The sequence below is a fragment of the Leisingera sp. NJS204 genome, from assembly GCF_004123675.1.
In the GTDB taxonomy this organism is placed as follows: domain Bacteria; phylum Pseudomonadota; class Alphaproteobacteria; order Rhodobacterales; family Rhodobacteraceae; genus Leisingera.
Genome location: NZ_CP035419.1, coordinates 69,020 through 87,879, shown reverse-complemented (window position 1 = coordinate 87,879; position 18,860 = coordinate 69,020). Strand labels below are relative to the sequence as shown.

Below are 18,860 nucleotides of genomic sequence, written 5' to 3'. Positions count from 1 at the left end.
TTAAATCCCTCCCTCTATTCGCTCGTCAGCCCCGGCGCCAAATCCCGGGTACAGGTATAAATCATTCACGTCCGGCTGGTCCGCGTCCGGGTCGGGGCGCGACCGGATCCAGCTGGTATGCCCCAGCCGGGTGGTGCCGCCCAAAGACGCGCGCGGCACCTCGTCGCCTGCCAGGATCAGGTTCACGTCCCAATCCAGAAAATCCCCGGCATATGAGCGCACAATCGCGCGCAGCCGTTTCAAAGCCTCGCCGCCCGGCAGCAGCCGCTCGTAATCTTCCAGTTTCAACGGCCCGATCCGGATGCGGAACTTGGCGGAGCGGCTCCAGACCTTGTTGCCGATGCTGGTGCTGTGCCCCAATCCGCCATAGCCCAGCTGCCAGCGGTCGTCCGGCTCCAGTTCCAGCCAGCTGCCGACAAATTCCTCCAGCTGCACCGGCACCTCAAAAAACGCCGACAGGATCGACACCAGCCCCTCGGCATTCTTGGCACCCTTGGCCAGATGGCCGGCAAAATGCAGCTTGGCGAGATCCGGCATGTCGTCCCGGTCGCCGAATTTAAATCCGTTATAGCCGATCAGCGACGACACCTTGCGCGCCATCGGATCATCGGCCCGGTCAAAACTGACCGCCGGAGACCCTTGGGTCCAGGCCCGGTACAGCAGGCTCATCAGCCGGTGCGTCAGCATGTCGGCAAAGGCCACCATCGTCGGGTCGCGGTGGTTCCTTTTGCGGTCGCGGGCGTATTCGGTCAGATGCAGCGGCAGCGGCCCCTGCGGTCCGAACAGACCGAAAAAACGGTTGGTCAGAACCGCCGGTTTGCCCCCCTCGGCCGGTTTGAAATCCGCAATGGTCGAGGGCGGGAACGCCAGTTCCGCCTCTTGCCCCAAACGCAGCTTGTCCTCGCGCGGGCGGCGGCTTTCGCCCAGGCGCGGGGCGTCATTGAAATGCGCCTCCAACACCCGCAGGGCTTGAAAAACATGGTGCTTTTCAGGCGCCATGGCCAATCGGCCATACAGGCTCAGATCGTCCGGCCGAGGCCCTTTTCCGGTCGCCATCTGGCAATTTCCCCGCGTTTTTCAGTCTTCAGGACTGTCTCCGTGAATGAGTTGATGCTGGCATAGCCGCGCATGAACCGCTCCAGCACGGCCCCAAGCACATAGATGTTGCTGCCCTCGAAATAACTCTCGTCAAAGCCCAGGGTGATCTCCAGCCCGCGCACAGCGGTCGACAGGATCTCGTCGCTCATCCGGCGCACGATGGGGCGTGCGCCCACCGACAGGATCCCCTCCAGCTGCTTTTCTGTCACCCGGTCGCCCAAGGGCGCATAAAGCCCGACCAGCTCGCGCAGCGCTTCCGCCGACTGGCCCTTGCCGGTCTCGGCAATCGACACGTAGTTGAGGCTGAGGTGCGAGATCAGCCGCCAGGCGGTATCGCCCTGCGCCAGGGTGGGATGCGGGCGGGTTGGCGACACCGGCAGCGTCACTTTGCGCACCGGCCCGCCTTCGGGCAGATGGAACACATCGTCATTGCCGGTGGCCAGCAGCATCGGCAGGTCGCGGTTGGTGCACAGCGCGTTGACCGCCAGCTGTTCCAGCCCCGAGGAGTAGGGCACCTGCGACCGGTCCACCAGCGTCAGATAGACTTCCGACCCCAGGTAGGAACTGCGCACCCCGCGCAAGCGCTCCTTTTCCGAGCGCTGCCGCATCCGCCGTTTGACGGTGTAATAGGCCGGGTGGCTTTCGCCCGCGGCGGTGAAATCATTGGCCGAATAGAACGGGCGGAAGATTACGTCGTCCTCCCCCTCGCCGCTGATCCCGACCACGCTGTTCAGCCCGTAAATCTCAAAATCCAGGCCCGCAGTCCGGTTCGGGATCACGTGGTGCTCGGTATCGATCGGCGCAATCCGCACCCGGTCGCAGCGTTTTTCAAACAGGTTCACGGCCGGCACCGTGTTCAGCTTGAACACATCCGGCACCACGATCGGGGCAATCTCCGGCATTCCCTCGCGCAGCAGGATATACAGATCCACTTCGTCGCCCGCGGATTTCTTCAACCCCTCCTGCAGCCCCTGCAGTTCCACAAAACGGAACCGCTCCGGCATCGCAAAATACTCCTGCAGCAGCCGGTAGCCGTCATAGACCCGGCGCGGCAGCGGCAGCAGCGCCTCCTCCGGGCCAAAGCCTTTTTGCACCACTTTGGCGCCGCGCAATGGCAGCTGCCAATCCGCCCGCCGGTCGGTGGAGCGCGCAACAATTCCCTGCACCTGGGTGCACAGCAGTTCCAGCAGCGGCCAGCTGTTGCCCGCCTCGCTGGTCAGATACAGCGACAGATCATCCAACCCCAGCTTGCTGATCGGATCGCCGTCAATCCGCTTGACCCGCAGCCGGATGCCCGCGCGGGCGTCATATCCTGCGGCAACGCCCGCCGCGACCAGCTCGCCGCGCCCGTCGATATACTGCGCCTCGGTGATCTGGATCGGCCACATGGTCAGATCGGCAGAGGTGCGGAACTCGCAAGGCGTCTGCTCGCCCTCGGTCAGCCGCGACCGCAGGGTCGATCCGCGCTTCAGCACATAGCCGCTTTTGACCGCTGAATTCGCCACATCCGGCTCAAACGACGCAATCATCATCGACGGCGTCGGCGCCAGGTAATGCGGATAGATGATTTCCAAAAGGTTCGAGGTGAAATTCGGATACTGCAGCTCCAGCTCCAGCTGGACGCGGGCAGTCAGAAACGCCGCCCCCTCCAGCAGCCGTTCCACATAGGGGTCCAGAACCTCAACCCCTTCCATCCCCAGCCGCGCCGCGATCTTGGGATAGGCAGCCGCAAACTCCCCGCCCATGTCGCGCAGGTAGTTCAGCTCGTTCTCGTAATGGGTCAGCAGCCGTGTATCCATCTTACAGGGCCCTTTCCATTTCCACTTCGCCGGTGGTCAGATCGACCTTGCTGCGCAAATACAGCTCCAGCGGCATCGGCTGCGCCCACATGTCGGCGCGGATTTCCAGCCCCACGGTCATCTCGGTCGCATCAGTGCCATCCTGCAGCCGCACATCCACCGAGCCTTCGATGATCCGCGGCTCATAGGTTGCAATCGCCTGTTTGATCGATTGGCGGATCGCTTCGGCCTTTTCACTGGTCGAGGCTTCGCCGGCCACTTCGATCAGCCCGTAGTTCAGCACCGAAGCCGACACCGACGGATATTTCTGCGCATCAAAATGGCTTTCGACATTCTGGGTGTTCAGCAGCCAGGACAGATCGCGCTGGATGATTTCCCGCAGCCGCGACAGATCTATAACCCGGCTCTCGCGGGTTTCCTTCTGATCGCCAGGTGCATTGTCGGTCAGCCGGTCCAGCAGCGACGGCTGCAGGCGCTCGGCCAGAGTTTTGTCAGCCATTCTCTATGTCATGCCCATCCATCCGGAGTGTGCGCACATCCATGATGGCAATATCTTCATCGCCGATCGCCAGCAGCCGCTGTCCAAGACCGGTGTAGGTTTCCGCGCCGGCATCCTGCCACACTGTGGCACGCGCCAGCATCGACAATCCGTCCGCCTTCTCGGATCCGGGGTAGCGCGTCGGAATCATCGCTGCCACCGAACCGCCGCCCGCCAGGGTCAGCGTGCCGGCGGTCCAGACCGCATCGCGCAAATCGCTCGGCTCCTCGGCCTCGAATGAGACGATCTGCGCAAACGGCAGCCAGTAGTATTTGCCGTTGATCACCGCCTCCAGCACCGGACCCAGCCGCATGTCGGCGTCCGCAATCCAGTCGAATTTCTTGCCGTTGACTTCGCCGGAACTGGCCGGGGCCGCATCAAAGGCCTTGGCGCGCAGCTCCGCCGCTTCTGTGGGATTGCCGGTTGCCAGCAGTTTCTGGGCTTCGATCAGATGCGCCAGCCATTCCTCAGGCTCGCCCAGGATCAGCGGCGATTTTTCACCGGCAAAAACCTTCTCGCGGTAGACCTCGCAGATGATCGCCTCACGGTAGGCCTGCGCCATCACCGTGGCACCTTCATCCAGTCCCGCCGCCGCCTTCAGCTGGGCAATCGCCCGGTTCCAGTCGCCCAGAACGCACAGCAGCTGAAACAGGAACACCCGCAGCTTGGCGTTGCTCGCATCACCCCGGATTTTTTGCTGCAGCGCCTCCAGCGCCGCCCTGGGATCACCAGCTTTCAGATGCTCTTCGGGTGTCATGGGGTCTACTCCGCAACTGGGGTGGATGCTGCAAATACGTCAGAAAAACAGACCCCGGGCATGAAATACGCCCGGGGCCAGCCATTGGTTTTACTCGACCTTGCCGGTCTGAACGTTCCACTTGAAGGTGCCTTCAGTGGTCAGTTTACCGGTTTTCTGGTTGGTCGATTTGTACTCATGCTCGATCGAGGCATAAGCCAGCGACCAGGTCTCTTCCGGGATGCCGTCTTCGCTGCCCGAGATCGAGTAGCTGTCGATCACCACGTCTTTCAGCTTCCAGACCGAATAGACCAGCAGGCCTGCGCTGGCGCTGTCACCCGACCGGCACCAATGCATGATGATTTCCGGGCGCACGGTGCCATTTGCCACCGACAGCGCCAGACCGTTGGACGCTTTGCCCATCTGCGAGGTCAGTTCGATTTTGCCGAAGTTCGAATTTGCATGCATCCGCTGGGTCGAACCCAGATCGGTCATTTCAACGGCACGCTCGACATTCCAGCTTGCGGACTGAATGACGATCCATTTCTTGTGCTGTTCTTCTGTGGCGTCACCATCGACATCCGAGATTTGCACAAACATGTTAGCAGCCATTTTTCTATCCTTTCAATAACTAAGATCTCTACTGCGCTATGATCGTTTGAGGCTGGGGAGTGGAAAATCAGCCTCCCTTTTCCGAGGGCAGTTTGGATACCAGCCGCAGCGAGACAGAAAGCCCCTCAAGCTGGTAATGCGGGCGCAGGAAGAATTTTGAGGTGTAATACCCCGGGTTGCCCTCGACCTCTTCCACAACCACTTCGGCTGCGGCCAGAGGTTTGCGCGCCTTCTCGTTCTCCGAAGAGATATCCGCGTTGAAATCAACATAGTTGTTGATCCAGTCCTGCAGCCAGGATTCCATGTCCTGACGGCTTTTGAACGAGCCGACTTTGTCCCGCACCATGCACTTCAGATAGTGCGCAAACCGGCATGTGGCGAACAGATATGGCAGCCGCGCGCCCAGATTGGCGTTGGCAGAAGCATCCGGGTCGTCATATTCCGCCGGTTTGTGCAGTGATTGCGCGCCCATAAAGGTGGCCACATCGGTGTTTTTACGGTGAATAAGCGGCATCATGCCGTTCTTCGCCAGTTCCGCCTCGCGCCGGTCGTCAATGGCAATCTCGGTCGGGCATTTCTGATCGACGCCGCCATCGGTGGTCGGGAAAGTATGCGAGGGCAGGTTTTCCAACGTGCCGCCGCTTTCCACGCCGCGGATCCGCGAGCACCAGCCGTACATCTTGAACGAGCGGGTGATGTTCACCGCCATGCCATAGGCCGCGTTGACCCAGCCGTATTTCTCGCTGGTGGCGCCTGCGGTGTCTTCCTCAAAGGCAAACTCGTCCACCGGATCGGTTTTCGAGCCATAGGGCAGACGGCCCAGGAACCGCGGCATGGCCAGACCGACGTATTTCGCATCCTCGCTGTCGCGCAAGGAGCGCCAGGCGGCATATTCCGGGGTCTGGAAAATCTTGGTCAGATCGCGCGGGTTCGACAGTTCCGACCAGCTGTCCATCTGGAACAGAGTCGGCTTGGCGCCGGTGATCAGCGGCGCATGGGCGGCCGCGGCGATCTTGGACATTTCACCCAGCAGTTCGATGTCCGGCGGCGAGTGGTCGAAATGGTAATCCGCCACGAGGGAGCCGTAAGGCTCACCGCCCAGCTGGCTGAATTCCTCGGTGTAGATTTTCTTGAACAGTGGCGACTGGTCCCATGCCGTGCCCTTGAATTTCTTCAGGGTCTTCGACATTTCCTTTTTGGTGATCGGCATCACCCGGATTTTCAGCTGTTCATCGGTCTCGGTGTTGTTGACCAGATAGTGCAGCCCGCGCCAGGCGCTTTCCAGCTGCTGGAAGTCCGCGTTGTGCAGGATCAGATTGACCTGCTCGGTCAGCTTCGCGTCAATTGCCGACACAATGCTCTCGATCGAGCGCAACGCGTCATCGGACACCAGCGCGGTGTTTGCCAGCGCCTGCTCGGCCAGGGTTTTGACCGCGCTTTCAACGGCCGTCTTGGCCTGGTCCGACTTGGGGCGGAATTCCTTTTGCAGCAGGCTTGCAAATTCGGCAGAGCCAAAGGCGGCTTCACCAGCAGCGGCTTCCGCCTGGAGTTCTTCTTCAGCCATCTCTGTCCTCCTCTCTTATTCTTCGCTCTCGGCGTCGCCGCCGGGTTTCGGCTGCGCTGCCAGCGTCTTCAGCAGGCTCGGGTCCTGAATGATCTTCGAGATCAGATCCTCGGCGCCGGTCTTGCCGTCCATATAGGTCATCAGGTTGCTGAGCTGGGTGCGCGCTTCCAAGAGCTCGCGCAGCGGCTCCACCTTGGCGGCAATCGCGGCAGGCTTGAAATCGTCCATGCTCTCAAACGTGATGTCGACCGCCAGGTTGCCCTCGCCGGTCAGCGTGTTGGGCACCGTGAAGGCGGCGCGCGGCGCCATCGACTTCATCCGGTCATCGAAGTTGTCCACGTCGATTTCGAGGAACTTGCGGTCCGCAACTGCGGGCTGCTCCACTTCGGATTTGCCCGCCAGGTCGCTCATCACGCCCATCACAAACGGCAGCTGCACCTTCTTCTCGGCTCCATACAGCTCGACGTCATATTCGATCTGGACCCTTGGTGCCCGGTTGCGGGCGATGAATTTCTGTGAACTTCCGGCCATCTAGGTCTCCTTACTCGTCTTGCTTTCACGGTTGCCGCGGCCCGTTCCGCCGCTGCATATTCCGCGTCCGTCAGTCGTCGTCATTTTCGTCGATCCCGCCGATAAGGTGGACATTCTCCACCCCCTGCGGGGCCATGTCATTCATAATGGTGAGGAAGTCGGCCCCCACCAGTTTCTTCGCCCGCTCCAGCAGGATCGGCAGCGGGCTCGACGGCTCCCGCCGCCGGTAATAGGCAATGATACGGTCCAGCGCATTGGACACATCCATGGGCGAATTGATCACCCCCGGCGCTGCCGCCGCAGCGCTGCCGCCAGCAGCCGGCGCGGCCGCGCCGCCCTCGTCAGCCGCTGCATCCTCTGCAGCGTCGTCATCGCCGGCGCCTTCCTCAGCACTCATGTTAGCATACTCACGAATGCGCTTGGCGATCTGCTGCAGCAACTTGATCAGCGCACTCAGATCCGGGCCCTGCCCCGGTGTCTGCTCATCGAACACCGCTGAGATTGCCCGGACATTCTCTTCCGCCGCCACGATTGCCGCAAGCCTTGCAGACACGATTTCTTCGTCGCTGTCCTGAAAGGCCGCGCCGATAGTAGCCGTGTCCGGAATATGCTCCATGTTTTCGGGGGCGGTCACCACCCCTTCGGCAATCTCAATGTCGCGCAGGCAGAACCGGCCAAAGCCGCGGCTTTCGCTCAACGGCGCCCGGCGCAAGGAGCGGTAGAGCGGCGATGGCCCCGCCATCCCGTCCGGCTGGCCGCATAAATCCTGGATCGCATTGATCCGCATGGTCGGGTCGCCGTCGTCCTCATCCAGCTCCGGATGGCAGCTCTCCCAGAACTCCGCCAGGCAGCCGCGGATATAGGCGGTCGCATCGGCAAAGCCTGCCAGCCCTTCGGAATGCAGCAGCGCATCGCCCAGGAACACTGCAGCACGCAGATCATGGCTGCGCTCCAGCACTTCCAGCGCTTTCTTCTGAACTTCGCGGTAATCCGGATCCGTGGCCTCGATCGTCTCGTTGCCCACCACCGATTCTTCCCCCGGCTGGGCCGCCAGCTCCATCTCCGTGAAGGCTGGATCGTATTCGAGGTTCTCGCCGCTGGGCGCGTCGTCCCCTTTGGATTGCAGTAATGCTGCTGGATCCATTGTCTTGCTTGCCCCCGCTTTTTTTCCGGTTTGCGGCCTTATTGACGTAACGTCAAGCAAACCCCCACCTTTTTCAGGTCCGGTGGTTAAGGTTGCCCTAATCTCAAACTAAAACTTGACCCCAAGAGAGCCTTATCGGCATCCTAAAGTCAAATGGTTTCACAACATTTTGCGGCGGACGAATAATGAGTATTGAGCGCATTTCCGGCAAGGAAGTCAAAGCGATGGTTCGCGAAGGAGCCAGGAAGCGGATGAGTTTCGCCTTCTGCCTGGACCAGGGCAAAGATCCGCTGCTAATGATCCAGCCAGGCAAGAAACCGGAAGCCCTGAAGGCCCCGATGAAAAAGGAGGGCGGCGGCCCGCCGATGGCCTGGGGCACCTATGTGGTGCGCTCCGGCGAGATGGAAGTGATCTGCGAAAGCGCGCCGCAGCGGATGGTCACCGAGCTGAAGAAATTCCTCAAACGCAACCCGGCCAAGGTCAACGTGCTGTTCTACGACGACGGCGGCAACCTGCTGGACAGCCTCAAACCGGAAGCGCCGGAAGGCCAGGTGACAGAGGAAGACGCCGCCGATATTTCCGCCTCCGGCATCGACGCCAGCGCCATCGCGCCGCTGAAACGCCGCCTGAAACGCATCCAGCCCCGAATCTCCCTCGCCCCCGGCCCGCTGGAACTGAAACTCAAACGCGCCCTCGCCAAGTCCGTCAGCCTGATCAACGACGGCCGCCTGCAGGAGGCCGAGACGATGGTGGTGGTGATCGAACGCGCCGTTGCCCGCATCGGCCAGGACCGCGAGGATGAGGCCAAGTCGATGAAACGCGGCCAGCGCGAAATGGATCAGCGCAGCTTGGGCGCCCAGGTCAAACGCGCACAATCCTTGCAGGCCAATGTCGCCCGCGCGCCGGGCAAGGTCCGCGACCGCCTTGGCCGCGCCCTGCATGTGGCAGCGCGCCACCTGAAACGCCGCGACCTCGATTCCGCTCGCGACGCCATGGACAAGATCGAAAAGGCGCTGACCGCGCTGGTTTGACCCAACACCCCAATCCGCGCGCCGCGGGCTGGTCAACGATACCCGGAACCCGGAGACAGTAATGCCTTTGAAACGCCTGCTATCTGCCCTCGCCCTCGCTGCCCTGCCGTTGGCGGCGGCTGCCGAAACCGGCCCCTTGCGGGTCGAGTTGAACAAGACCGAGGAGATCGACGGCGGCGGCTGCCGCGCTTTCTTTCTGTTCCGCAACCAGACCGGAAAAAGCTTTGAAGGGTTCGAGATGTCGCTCGCCATCCTTGATGGCCAGGGGGTGATCGACCGGCTGCTGTCGATCGACGCCGCGCCCCTGCCCGTCCAGCGCACCACCCTGAAACTGTTTGAGATTCCGGAAATCAACTGCGGCAACATCTCAGAAATCCTGCTGCATGACATCACCACCTGCCAGCCCCAGAACGAGGACCAGATGGACTGTTTCCCGATCCTCGAACTTGGCTCCCGCGCTGCCGCGCCGCTGGTGAAATAAGCCATGAGCGGCACCTGGGAAATCCTCGGCACCGGCGGCCCGGTGATTGCGCTGCTGGCGCTGATGTCGCTGATGTCATTGACTGTAATCGCGGTGAAGCTGATCCAGCTTTGGCCAGTACGCTCCGGCCAGGCGGGCCGCGAACAGGCCCTGACCCTGTGGAAAGACGGCGACCGCAAACAGGCGCAGAACAGTATCGCCGCCGGAAAATCCCCCGCCGACCGGGTGATGGCCTATGCCATGCAAGCGCTGCAGGAAGGCCTGAGCGGCCCGCTTCTGCAAGATGAACTGCAGCGCCGCGGCAATGAGGAAGTGAGCCGGATGAACTCCCTCATCCGCCTGCTGGAACTCATCGCCATGGTCTCGCCGCTTTTGGGGCTGCTGGGCACCGTCCTGGGCATGATCCAGTCCTTTCAGGAGCTGGAACTGGCGCAGGGTGCCGCCAATGCCTCGGTGCTGGCCGGCGGCATCTGGCAGGCGCTGCTGACCACCGCCGCGGGCCTCTTGGTCGCCATCCCCGCCGCTGTCGCCGCAGGGCTGTTTGCCGCCCGCATCGACACCGCCGCGCAAGCCATCGAAAGCGCCGCCGGCCGCCTGCTGCTGATCGACGGGTCGCGCTGACACGGGGGAAGCTGCCATGATGATCAACCGGCCTGCCCGCCCCCGCGCCCTGATTTCGCTGGTGCCGATGATCGATGTCATGCTGATCCTGCTGGTGTTCTTCATGGTGACCTCCACCTATCTGAACCTTGACATGATCCCGGCGGTGAAACCCTCCCAAGGCTCTGCCGCCAGCACTCAGGCCCCGGCCGGCACCCTGATGATCCGCCTCGGCGCCGATGGCGTGCCAGTGCTGCGCGGCACCGCGCTGGACGCCGAAACTCTACAGGCCACCCTCTCCGCCGCCGTCGCCAAGGAACCCCTTACCCAAGTGGTGATTCTCCCCTCCGGCGCCGCCCGGACCCAGGCGCTGATCACGGTGATGGACACAGCTGCTCTGGCTGGCGTCACCCGACTGCGCGTGCTGCGGCTGGAGGCGGCGCAATGAAGCTCAACCGGCCTGCCCGCAGCCCCCATTCTGAAACCATCATCGCGCTTATCGACGTGGTGTTTTTCCTGCTGGTGTTCTTCATGCTGATCGGCCGGATGGATGCCACCGCCCCGTTTGATGTCCGCCCTGCCACCGCCGTCACCGGCCGCGACATGCCAGCGGGCGGCATTACCCTGGCGATCTCCGCCACCGGGGATCTGGCGCTGGACGGCGATGCCATCGCCCGCAACGCCCTCTCCCCTGCCCTCTCGGCCCTGCTGGCAGACGACCCGGACCTGCGGCTGCGCATCAACGCCCATCGCTCGGCCGAGCTGCGCCGGGTGCTGCCGCTGGTGGCCGAGGGCGAGGCGCTGGGGTTCAAGGACGTGGTGCTGGTGGTCACCCCGGAAACGGACGGATGAGCCGCGCTCCGGCCATATGGGCGCTGGGGCTTGCGGCCTCTGCCCTGATCCACGCGGCAGGCGCCGGCGCGCTGCTGATCTCGCTGGTGCCGCAGCCCCTGCCGCAACAGCCCAGCCCGGAAAGCAGCCTTAACCTGCAGGCCCACCGCATCCCGCGTTCCGAAGCCGTGCCGCAGGTGGCGGAAGGTCAGCAAGCGGCTGAAAGTAAAGCACAAAGCCAGGGCCTGGACGCAGGCGCGGTCCCGCAATCAAGCGCCAGACCTCAGGCCCTGCCTGCGAACCGTCTTGCCTCTGCGGCTCCGGCAGCTGCCAGCCTGCCACCAGCTGCGGCCCGCTCGCCTGCAGCAAATCCCGCATCAAACACCGGGCAAAAACTTGCCGGCGCCCCGGCTCAGGCGGCAAGCCTGGCTGTCGCCCGCCCGGCCCGCCAGCAAGCAAAAACTGTTGAACCCGCAGCCGGAAAGGCTCTTCCTGCGCAGGTAGAATCACAAGCCGCGGCATCCAGTATGCCCGCGCCCGTGCTGCTGGCTGCTGCACAGGACCCTGCAACACCACTGTCACTTGCAGCCCCTGCGCTGACCGCCGCCGCATCAATGCAGCCGGATCTGGCCGCCTTGCCGCAGGCCGCTCCTGCCAGCCAGCCCAGCCCCCAAGCACAGCCCGAAAGCGCAGCACTGGCCGACGCCGCGCTCAACCCTCTGCAAACCCCCGCCGTCACCCCCGACGCGCCCCGCATCAAGGCGGCACTGGCCTTTCAGGGCGGCACCGGCGACATCGACCCGGCTTCCCTCGCGGCATTTCAATCCTTCATGCAGCCCGGCGATGCCGTGGCTGAAGGCAATCCGCTGCGCGACGGGGTCGCCGGCATCCTCTCCGCCGTGCCCTGCTCCCGGCTGCAAGTCGCCTTTGTGCCCGAAACTGCCACGCTCCAGGTCCGCGGCCACCTGCCCGAAGACGGACTGCGCTCGCCTGTTCTGGCTGCGCTTCAGGCCCGGATGGGCGCCGATATCACCGTGTCCGATCAGATGCGTCTGCTGCCCCGCCCGCAATGCGGCGCACTGGCTGGAATTTCAGACGTCGGGCTGCCGCAAAGCACCGACCAGATCACCAATCCGCTGCTGGTCGGCGCCGACGCCCATGCCCGGGTTCTCGACTACTCCGGCGGCGAGCGATTGTTCTTCGACCTCACCGCGCCGGACTACCCGGCCTATGTCTATGTGGATTATTTCGACGCCGGCGGCGCAGTGCTGCACCTGTCCCCGAACGAGCTGGTGCCGCTGGCCAAGGCCATACCCAAAAGCGCCCTGCGGGTCGGTGCCAAAGAGACCGGAGATCCCGGTCTGCAAATCAATGTCGGCCCGCCCTACGGCCAGGAAATCGCAGTGGCCTTCGCCGCCTCCCACCCGCTGTATGAGGGGACCCGCCCGCTTAGCGAACCGGCGGAACCCTACCTGGAATTTCTTCGCAGCCAGGTCGCAGCAGCCCGCGCTGAACATGCGGATTTCAAGGGCGAATGGGTCTATTTTTTGATCACCACCCACGCCCCGTAGCCGCGTGCCGCCCCTTCCCTTCTTCCGGGTCAAAGGCTGCGCGAGCAGCCGCGCCCCAGGCGCGGTTCACCCTTGAGGCGGAAAAAGGGAAACACCATTGGAGATGGTGCCTTAAAGGCAAACCTGCCCTTAGGCACCTCTCAGCAGACCCCCGCGCTGTGCGCAGCACAGCGCCACGCCCAACGGCAAAGGTGCATTTTCAATGCACCGGAGCAGGCGGGAGCCCTCCCCTGCCCTGCTCCAGCTGTTCTTCGGTCCGTTACTGGCAGCCGCCCGCCGCCCAGCTCTTCAGCGCCTGTTTCAGCGCGCCGCCAAAGGGATGCTGCTTGCCCAGCGAACGCTGCATGTTGAGGCTAAGATAAGTATTCCCTTGGGTGCAAAGCCGCTCGCGCGTCCATTGGTGGCAGGAACTGCAGGCCTGACCTTTCCAATAACTCTCCGGCAGGCCCTCAATGGGCGGAAATGCGGGGGAACGGGTCACTGCCTCGGCCAGGGTCAGCCCGGCAATCTGCGGCATTTCCGAATGCAGCGGACTGGCATAGGTGACCGGCCCCGCTTCGGGCAGCGGCACCGGTGCAGGTTCGGTCTTTGGGGCCACAGCAACCGCCGCGCCGCCGGCCTCCGGATCCTGGCTTGCCCCGGCGCGCATCGCCGCCAGTTCCACCGTTGCTATCTCGGCAAACTGGCCTTCGGGATAGGCCATCAGATAGGCCTCAAATGCTGCCTTGCTGCCATCGCCCTGTGCGGCCTCGAACATCGCCGTTTCAGCATCCGCAACAGCCGGAGCCGAAGCCGCCGCCGGAGCTGCGGCAACCGCAGCACTGCCTTGCAGTTCTTCCGCCATCAGCTCGGACAGCAGCCCCCGTGCCTCATCCGCATGCTTCCCGTCGCCGTAGCCCCGCAGATACAGCATGATCTGCATCGCATCCCGCGACGCCTTGACCGAGCGCCAGATCTGCGCTTCCTGCACTTCTGCCGCGCTCATCACCGCTTCCGGCGCGGCTTCGGCAAAGACAAAATCACTGACCAGCGAGGACGTGTCCCAAGGCGTCTGGCCGCCGCCGCTTTGCTCCAGCACTGCCCGGCGCACCTGTTTGAACACTTGCTCCACCGGTGCGCCCGGCACCACGATCTCGCGCGCCAGCGCCTCGGTGAACGGGCTGTTTTCCCCGGCCCCGTCCAATGCCACATCGCCCGGTGCCGTGGCATAGGCCAGAAAGGTGCCGGTCGGCGCCTTCATTTCCGCCAGGCCGCTTTCATTCAGATCCGCCACCGTCTCAAACGGGTTGTTGCGGCAGGCATCCAGGATCACGATATTGGTGCGGTTGCGGGCCGAGGCCATCTGCCGCAAGACCGACTGCGCCTCCACCGCCATCAGGTCCAGATCCGCCGCATCCGCCAGCGCTACATCCACTGGCAGCAGATAGTTGCTGCCAAAGCTCTGCACCCCGTGGCCGGCATAGTAGAACAGGCCCGTCGCGTCTTCCCCTGCCCCGCGCAGCTTGCGCCCGAACTGGCCGATGGCCCGCTTCATTTCAATTTGCCGGGTATCCGCCGCCAGGGTGACATCAAATCCCAGCCCCTCCAGCGTCTGTGCAATCAGCCGGGCATCGCGCACCGGATTGTCCAGCGGCGAGACCGAACCATAGGCCGAGTTGCCGATCACCAGCGCCAGCCGCTCTTCTGCCAGAACTGTGGCACCCCAGCAGGCCGCCGCAACAGCCAGCACCATCAGCCGGACCCAAATCATCAAACCACGCACGCGCCTGCTCCAATTCTCGCCCCCGGTTTCTGTCCTGCGGGGCAGCTTCCCAATTGTTAAGGGTATTTGGTTACGAAACTATCGTGCCCTTGCGCCCGGCAGCAAGTGTGCTTTTAGTCTGGGCACATCTCTTTCACCCCTGCCCGCTGGCAGGGATTTCACGCTGGCAACCCAAATGGATCGCGCATGTTCCGTATAACCCTTTCAATTTTAACAGTTTTATTCCTCCTCATCCGCCCGGCACTGGCTGCCGGCCCGTTTGAGCACGGCTGGCAGCTCAATCCCGAATCCTCCGCCATCCGCTTTATATCGATCAAAAAGGGCAGCATTGCGGAATCCAGCCGTTTTGCTGCATTTTCCGGCAGTATTTCCGATCAGGGCGACGCCAGAATCCAGATTGCGCTCGATTCCGTGGATACCTCCATTGACCTTCGCAACGTGCGGATGCGGTTTCTGTTCTTTGAAACCTTCACCTACCCCGAAGCCGTGGTCACCGCCCGGATCGACCCGGCCATGATCTCAGATCTTGCTGCCGCGCAGCGCAAGCGGATTGACCTTCCGGTCACCCTCTCGCTGCACGGGGTCAAAGCGGACCTGACTGTTCCGGTAGCGGTAACAGCACTGGGCAACGACCGCGTATCTGTTGCCACCGTGCAGCCTGTCATTCTCAAGCTGGAGGCATTCAACCTCAACCCCGGCCGGGAAAAACTTGAGGAAGCAGCAGGCGTCACCATCACACCCGTTGGCCTGGTCAGCATGGACCTGATGTTTGACCGCACCTCGCCCGGCAGCACGCCTGTCCCCGCGGGGACAGTCACCGCGGGCGCCGCCACCGCGCTGGAAGCCAGCGGCGATTTCAGCCGGGAGGCCTGCGCCGGCCGGTTCGAAATTCTGTCGCAAGGCCGCAGCGTGAACTTTGCCCCGTCCACCGCACGGCTTGATGCCAACTCCCGCGATTTTCTGGAGAGCCTCTCGGACATCATCCGCCGCTGCCCCGGCATGGTGGTCGAAGTCGGCGGCCATACCGACAGCCAGGGCAAAGCCGCCTGGAACATGAAGCTGAGCGAGAAGCGGGCTGCGGCAGTTGCCCAGTACCTGCAGCGGATGGAAATCCCGGCCGAGCGCCTGGTGGCCGTCGGCTATGGCGAGACCACGCCGCTGGTTTCTAACAACACGGCGCAGAACCGGGCCAAGAACCGGCGGATCGAGTTCAAGGTTTTGAACTGACGCGCTGCTGATCCGCAAAAATTCCCACCTGATCCCCGCGGGGACAGCAGTGGCAAACACCAAGGCCCGGCCCCCCGCCGGGCCTCTTTTTTGGGGCAAATCCTGCTCTCTTTGTCTTGAGGCCTTCATCTGTCCCCGCGGGGACAGATGGGTTTTTTGGGTCTGTCACGGTGCGCGTTGCGCCCCGCAGGCCCGCCCGGACCACCCTTCATTTGCCAGGCCAGCCGGTTTGTCCCCGCGGGGACAGGCAAATATTCCAGCTGCATGACCACCCGTTTTTACCGCTGTCCCCGCGGGGACACTGGTGTTTTAGACCTAAACCGCAGAGGTAAGCCATGCGGGCAAGCCACCGTCCGGGACATAAGATGACGTGGTTTTCAAGTTCTGTCCCCGCGGGGACAGGCCCGGATTTCCCCAAAAAGCCACGGCAGAACCCAGCAGGTAAATTCCAGCCCATCCAGACCGGACCAGGTTTTCCGCAAGTGTCCCCGCGGGGACAAGGGTGAAAAACAGGCCCGAATATGCTGATTAGATACTGAATAGCGCTTTGGATATCACAATGCCGTCTGACCTGTCCCCGCGGGGACAAGCGCAGAAAACAACGCCGGAGGCCAGCAGCAGACGCAAAAAAGGCCCGGCATTTCTGCCGGGCCTTTGCCGTTTTCCAAAGCTGTCCCTGCGGGGACAATGGTCAGTCTTCCTGTTCCAAGGCCTCGAAAAACGCGGCGATTGCGTCCTCCAGCTTGTGCCGGTCGATCTCGGAAAAGTCGCGCTCCATCGCCATCTCGATCTTGCCGTCGCGCGCCTGGCAACGGACTGTCCCCGCGGGGACAGTGCAGCGCAGGGTGGTCTTGGCAACACCGGCGCGCGGTGCCGCGGCGGCGCGGGGCGCATTCTTGCGCTTGCCCTCGGCAAAGCTGCGCAGCACATCCAGCTCACCCTCTTCGGTTTGCGGCTGCACCCGCGCCAGCGTGTCCCGCAGCACCTGGGCGTTCATCGCATCCGCCTCCAGCCGTTTCTTCAGGTCCAGCCCCAGCGCCCGCGGGATCGCCTGGGGGAATTTCAGCCCCTCGCCCAGTGCCTTCAGCACCTGGGCGAAATGGCGGATGTAGACCCGCTTTTGCCGCCCGGCCGAGGCATAAAGATCATTGACCGCATCCTCGGTGGTCTCGGCCCCGGTCTGGGTATCCTCGGCATAGCGCAGCGCCAGCTGGGCCATCTCGGCAAAGGAAATGTCGCGGCGCACCAGGTTTTCATCCACCATCCGGCGGTAGAGGGCCTGCAAACTGTCGCCCTTGGCCACCAAACCCGCAGGGATCGCGGCATAGCTTTCGTCGCCGGTTTCCTGCAGCAGCGAAAAATAGGCGCGCATCCGGCGGTAACCCTGGATCAGCTCAAACTTGCCGTCGCCGCGTTCTTCGACCCGGATCGGGTTCGACAGGCCAACGGATTTGATCGATTCCTTCAGCTCATCCAGTTCCGGATCGCGGTCATCCTTGCGGTCACGGATCAGTTTATCCATGCGGATCATGCCAAGCGGGATCCGGTCGACCACCAGGCCCAGCTTCTTCAGCCGCACAAATTCATGTGCCAGCCGGTCGTTTTCGGCGCGGATATTCTGTTCGGCCTCGGCCCGCGCGCGCAACGCATCGGCGTTCTCCGAGATCGCGGTGGCCATCGGTCCGCGGCGGGCTTCGGACGGTTTCTCGTCCGGCTTTTTTGCGGCTGTCCCCGCGGGGAACACCTCTGGTTCAGACGGGAAGTCGATGTCGAAGACTCTGCGTTTGCTCATGCCTCATCCTCCAGGTTTTCCCAGGCTTCGACCGCGTGGGCCTTGAATTCATCATAGGCCTGATCAAACGACGCACGCGCGCGCCGCCAGGTTTCACGAGTCATATCCCGGTAGTCGATTTCATAGATGGAACTTAGGAACCGCCCCGATTGTTCAACTGCGCGGGTCATCTCAATCGGGTGTTCGGTCATTCTGCCCTCAAACACCTTCATAAATGCCGAACGCATCGCACGGTGCAAATCGTTACCGGACTCATAACGGGTAAGCAGGAAGCGGACGTCCTGGAAAACCTTGGGCAACGCAAATGTCCCCGCGGGGACAACGCCGTTAAACGCCGACAGATCCTCCAGCGCCTCGGACAGCTGGCCGACAAAAGAGGTGGTGGAGTCATATTCCCAATAGCCGGGGCCGGAGGGGATATAGAGCATGTCGGCGGCAAAGACCGCATTCATCGACTGGTAGCCAATCGCGGGCGGGCAATCGAAGATCATCAGGTCGTAGTCCTCGGCCGGCAGCTGATCGAGGTAGCGGGAGACCGCGGCGAAGAACGACCATTCCGGGTTCAGGTGGCGGTACTGGGCGGAGGCGAATTCGACAAAGGCCGCATTGGCGCAGGAGGGGATGATGTCGATGGTCGGCCAGCTGGTGGGTTTGACAAAGTCGCTGACCCGCAGGTCCTGCAGCCCCATGCCGGTGATCGCGTCCGGCAGCTGGCGCCGGGGCAGGGCGTTGCCGGACTCGGCGCCCTGCGGGACCGCGTTCATCCGCTCGGTCTCGCGCACCAGATCGCGGGCCATGATGCCCCAGACGGTGTAATCCTCGGTGACGTCGCTAAGGCCCATGGAGTGGGACAGGGTGGCCTGCGGGTCGAAGTCGACGCACAGCACCCGGTAGCCGTCCAGTGCCGCGGCATGGGCGAAATGCAGCGCCACGGTGGATTTGCCCGCACCGCCCTTGAAGTTTGAGATCGCCACCCTCAGCGCCCGTTTCCCCGCGGGGCGTTTGGGCAACAGGGATTTGCGGTTGATCTTGATGCGGCGGCGCAGCTCATTGATCTCCTCCAGCGAATACCAGCGCTGGCGGCCGTCTTCCTCGACATGGCCCTGGGGCAGGGAAGGGTCCGCCGACAGCCGTCCCCGCAGGGTCGACTGGTTGACGCGGAAGATCAGCTCAGCCACTTCCCAGGAGGAGAACCGGCGCAGGGTCTTTTCCATTTCGGGGGAGAAGGTCTGCTGGCGGATCCAGCTTTGCATCTTGAGAGATTGGGCCTGCATTTTGGACAGGTCTTCGTGCGTAAACATCGCTGCTCCTTAGCCTCACACGGTGTTGTTTTTTCAGCGTCCATTTCTTGCGGACGCTAATTCAGCCTCAATATCCATTTACGCCGAATTTGCAAAAAACGCAAAAGCAAATATGGTTTGGAATAGCGTCCTGTCCCCGCGGGGACACATCTGCAAAAGGCCCAGTGAAATATGGGCGGAACCGATTCGGAGACTGGCAGCCAAACGATTCGTTTCATTGGGTTTTTCTGGGGTTCTCACGC

At 62.7% G+C, this 18,860-nt stretch carries 18 protein-coding genes; 7 read left to right on the top strand and 11 right to left on the bottom strand.

Going from position 1 to position 18,860, the window contains the following annotated elements:
• The 8 genes from tssG to tssA all read right to left on the bottom strand — a co-directional run bounded on the left by tssG (nt 1) and on the right by tssA (nt 8,022).
• The gene (gene tssG / locus ETW24_RS21715) at nt 1–1,056 is read right to left on the bottom strand and encodes a type VI secretion system baseplate subunit TssG (RefSeq protein WP_129373180.1); all 1,056 of its coding nucleotides are present in this window, start codon (nt 1,054–1,056) and stop codon (nt 1–3) included.
• Nucleotides 1,020–2,897, bottom strand: a complete 1,878-nt coding sequence (tssF, locus tag ETW24_RS21710) for a type VI secretion system baseplate subunit TssF (protein ID WP_129373179.1) — start codon at nt 2,895–2,897, stop codon at nt 1,020–1,022. The genes tssG and tssF overlap by 37 nt, the downstream gene beginning before the upstream one ends.
• Before the next feature lies 1 nt (nt 2,898).
• Nucleotides 2,899–3,396: a type VI secretion system baseplate subunit TssE gene (gene tssE, locus ETW24_RS21705; RefSeq protein ID WP_129373178.1), complete on the bottom strand. Its 498-nt coding sequence runs from the start codon at nt 3,394–3,396 to the stop codon at nt 2,899–2,901.
• Nucleotides 3,389–4,192, bottom strand: a complete 804-nt coding sequence (locus tag ETW24_RS21700; protein ID WP_129373177.1) for a type VI secretion system accessory protein TagJ — start codon at nt 4,190–4,192, stop codon at nt 3,389–3,391. The genes tssE and ETW24_RS21700 overlap by 8 nt, the downstream gene beginning before the upstream one ends.
• A 90-nt stretch (nt 4,193–4,282) precedes the next feature.
• Nucleotides 4,283–4,783: an Hcp family type VI secretion system effector gene (locus ETW24_RS21695; protein ID WP_129373176.1), complete on the bottom strand. Its 501-nt coding sequence runs from the start codon at nt 4,781–4,783 to the stop codon at nt 4,283–4,285.
• 67 nt (nt 4,784–4,850) lie between these two features.
• The gene (tssC, locus tag ETW24_RS21690; protein WP_129373175.1) at nt 4,851–6,347 is read right to left on the bottom strand and encodes a type VI secretion system contractile sheath large subunit; all 1,497 of its coding nucleotides are present in this window, start codon (nt 6,345–6,347) and stop codon (nt 4,851–4,853) included.
• Nucleotides 6,348–6,362: 15 nt separating this feature from the next.
• Complete coding sequence (tssB, locus tag ETW24_RS21685) at nt 6,363–6,878, bottom strand: type VI secretion system contractile sheath small subunit (protein ID WP_129373174.1); 516 nt, start codon at nt 6,876–6,878, stop codon at nt 6,363–6,365.
• A gap of 70 nt (nt 6,879–6,948) precedes the next feature.
• Nucleotides 6,949–8,022 (bottom strand): type VI secretion system protein TssA, encoded by a 1,074-nt coding sequence (tssA, locus tag ETW24_RS21680; RefSeq protein WP_129373173.1) that lies wholly within the window; start codon nt 8,020–8,022, stop codon nt 6,949–6,951.
• A gap of 185 nt (nt 8,023–8,207) precedes the next feature.
• On the opposite strand from tssA, the gene ETW24_RS21675 reads away from it, so the two are divergent.
• The 6 genes from ETW24_RS21675 (at nt 8,208) to ETW24_RS21650 (ending at nt 12,536) form a co-directional block, all read left to right on the top strand.
• Nucleotides 8,208–9,053, top strand: a complete 846-nt coding sequence (locus ETW24_RS21675; protein WP_129373172.1) for a hypothetical protein — start codon at nt 8,208–8,210, stop codon at nt 9,051–9,053.
• 61 nt (nt 9,054–9,114) lie between these two features.
• Complete coding sequence (locus tag ETW24_RS21670; RefSeq protein WP_129373171.1) at nt 9,115–9,534, top strand: hypothetical protein; 420 nt, start codon at nt 9,115–9,117, stop codon at nt 9,532–9,534.
• Nucleotides 9,535–9,537: 3 nt separating this feature from the next.
• The gene (locus ETW24_RS21665) at nt 9,538–10,155 is read left to right on the top strand and encodes a MotA/TolQ/ExbB proton channel family protein (RefSeq protein ID WP_129373170.1); all 618 of its coding nucleotides are present in this window, start codon (nt 9,538–9,540) and stop codon (nt 10,153–10,155) included.
• Between the two features lie 16 nt (nt 10,156–10,171).
• A complete protein-coding gene (locus ETW24_RS21660; RefSeq protein WP_129373169.1) occupies nt 10,172–10,582 on the top strand; it encodes an ExbD/TolR family protein in 411 nt (136 codons plus the stop codon).
• The gene (locus ETW24_RS21655; protein ID WP_129373168.1) at nt 10,579–10,986 is read left to right on the top strand and encodes an ExbD/TolR family protein; all 408 of its coding nucleotides are present in this window, start codon (nt 10,579–10,581) and stop codon (nt 10,984–10,986) included. The genes ETW24_RS21660 and ETW24_RS21655 overlap by 4 nt, the downstream gene beginning before the upstream one ends.
• Entirely contained in the window at nt 10,983–12,536 is a 1,554-nt protein-coding gene (locus ETW24_RS21650) for a DUF4384 domain-containing protein (protein ID WP_129373167.1), read from the top strand. Before ETW24_RS21655 ends, ETW24_RS21650 begins: the two co-directional genes overlap by 4 nt.
• A gap of 259 nt (nt 12,537–12,795) precedes the next feature.
• Here the strand turns inward: ETW24_RS21650 and ETW24_RS21645 are convergent, their stop codons facing one another.
• Nucleotides 12,796–14,298: a caspase domain-containing protein gene (locus tag ETW24_RS21645; protein ID WP_368075970.1), complete on the bottom strand. Its 1,503-nt coding sequence runs from the start codon at nt 14,296–14,298 to the stop codon at nt 12,796–12,798.
• A 186-nt stretch (nt 14,299–14,484) separates the two neighbouring features.
• Here ETW24_RS21645 and ETW24_RS21640 point away from each other — a divergent pair, with 186 nt between their 5' ends.
• Entirely contained in the window at nt 14,485–15,525 is a 1,041-nt protein-coding gene (locus ETW24_RS21640) for an OmpA family protein (RefSeq protein WP_129373166.1), read from the top strand.
• 691 nt (nt 15,526–16,216) lie between these two features.
• Here ETW24_RS21640 and ETW24_RS21635 read toward each other — a convergent pair.
• Nucleotides 16,217–17,317 (bottom strand): ParB/RepB/Spo0J family partition protein, encoded by a 1,101-nt coding sequence (locus tag ETW24_RS21635; RefSeq protein WP_129373165.1) that lies wholly within the window; start codon nt 17,315–17,317, stop codon nt 16,217–16,219.
• Nucleotides 17,314–18,618, bottom strand: a complete 1,305-nt coding sequence (locus ETW24_RS21630; protein WP_129373164.1) for an AAA family ATPase — start codon at nt 18,616–18,618, stop codon at nt 17,314–17,316. The genes ETW24_RS21635 and ETW24_RS21630 overlap by 4 nt, the downstream gene beginning before the upstream one ends.
• Nucleotides 18,619–18,860: the final 242 nt, after the last annotated feature.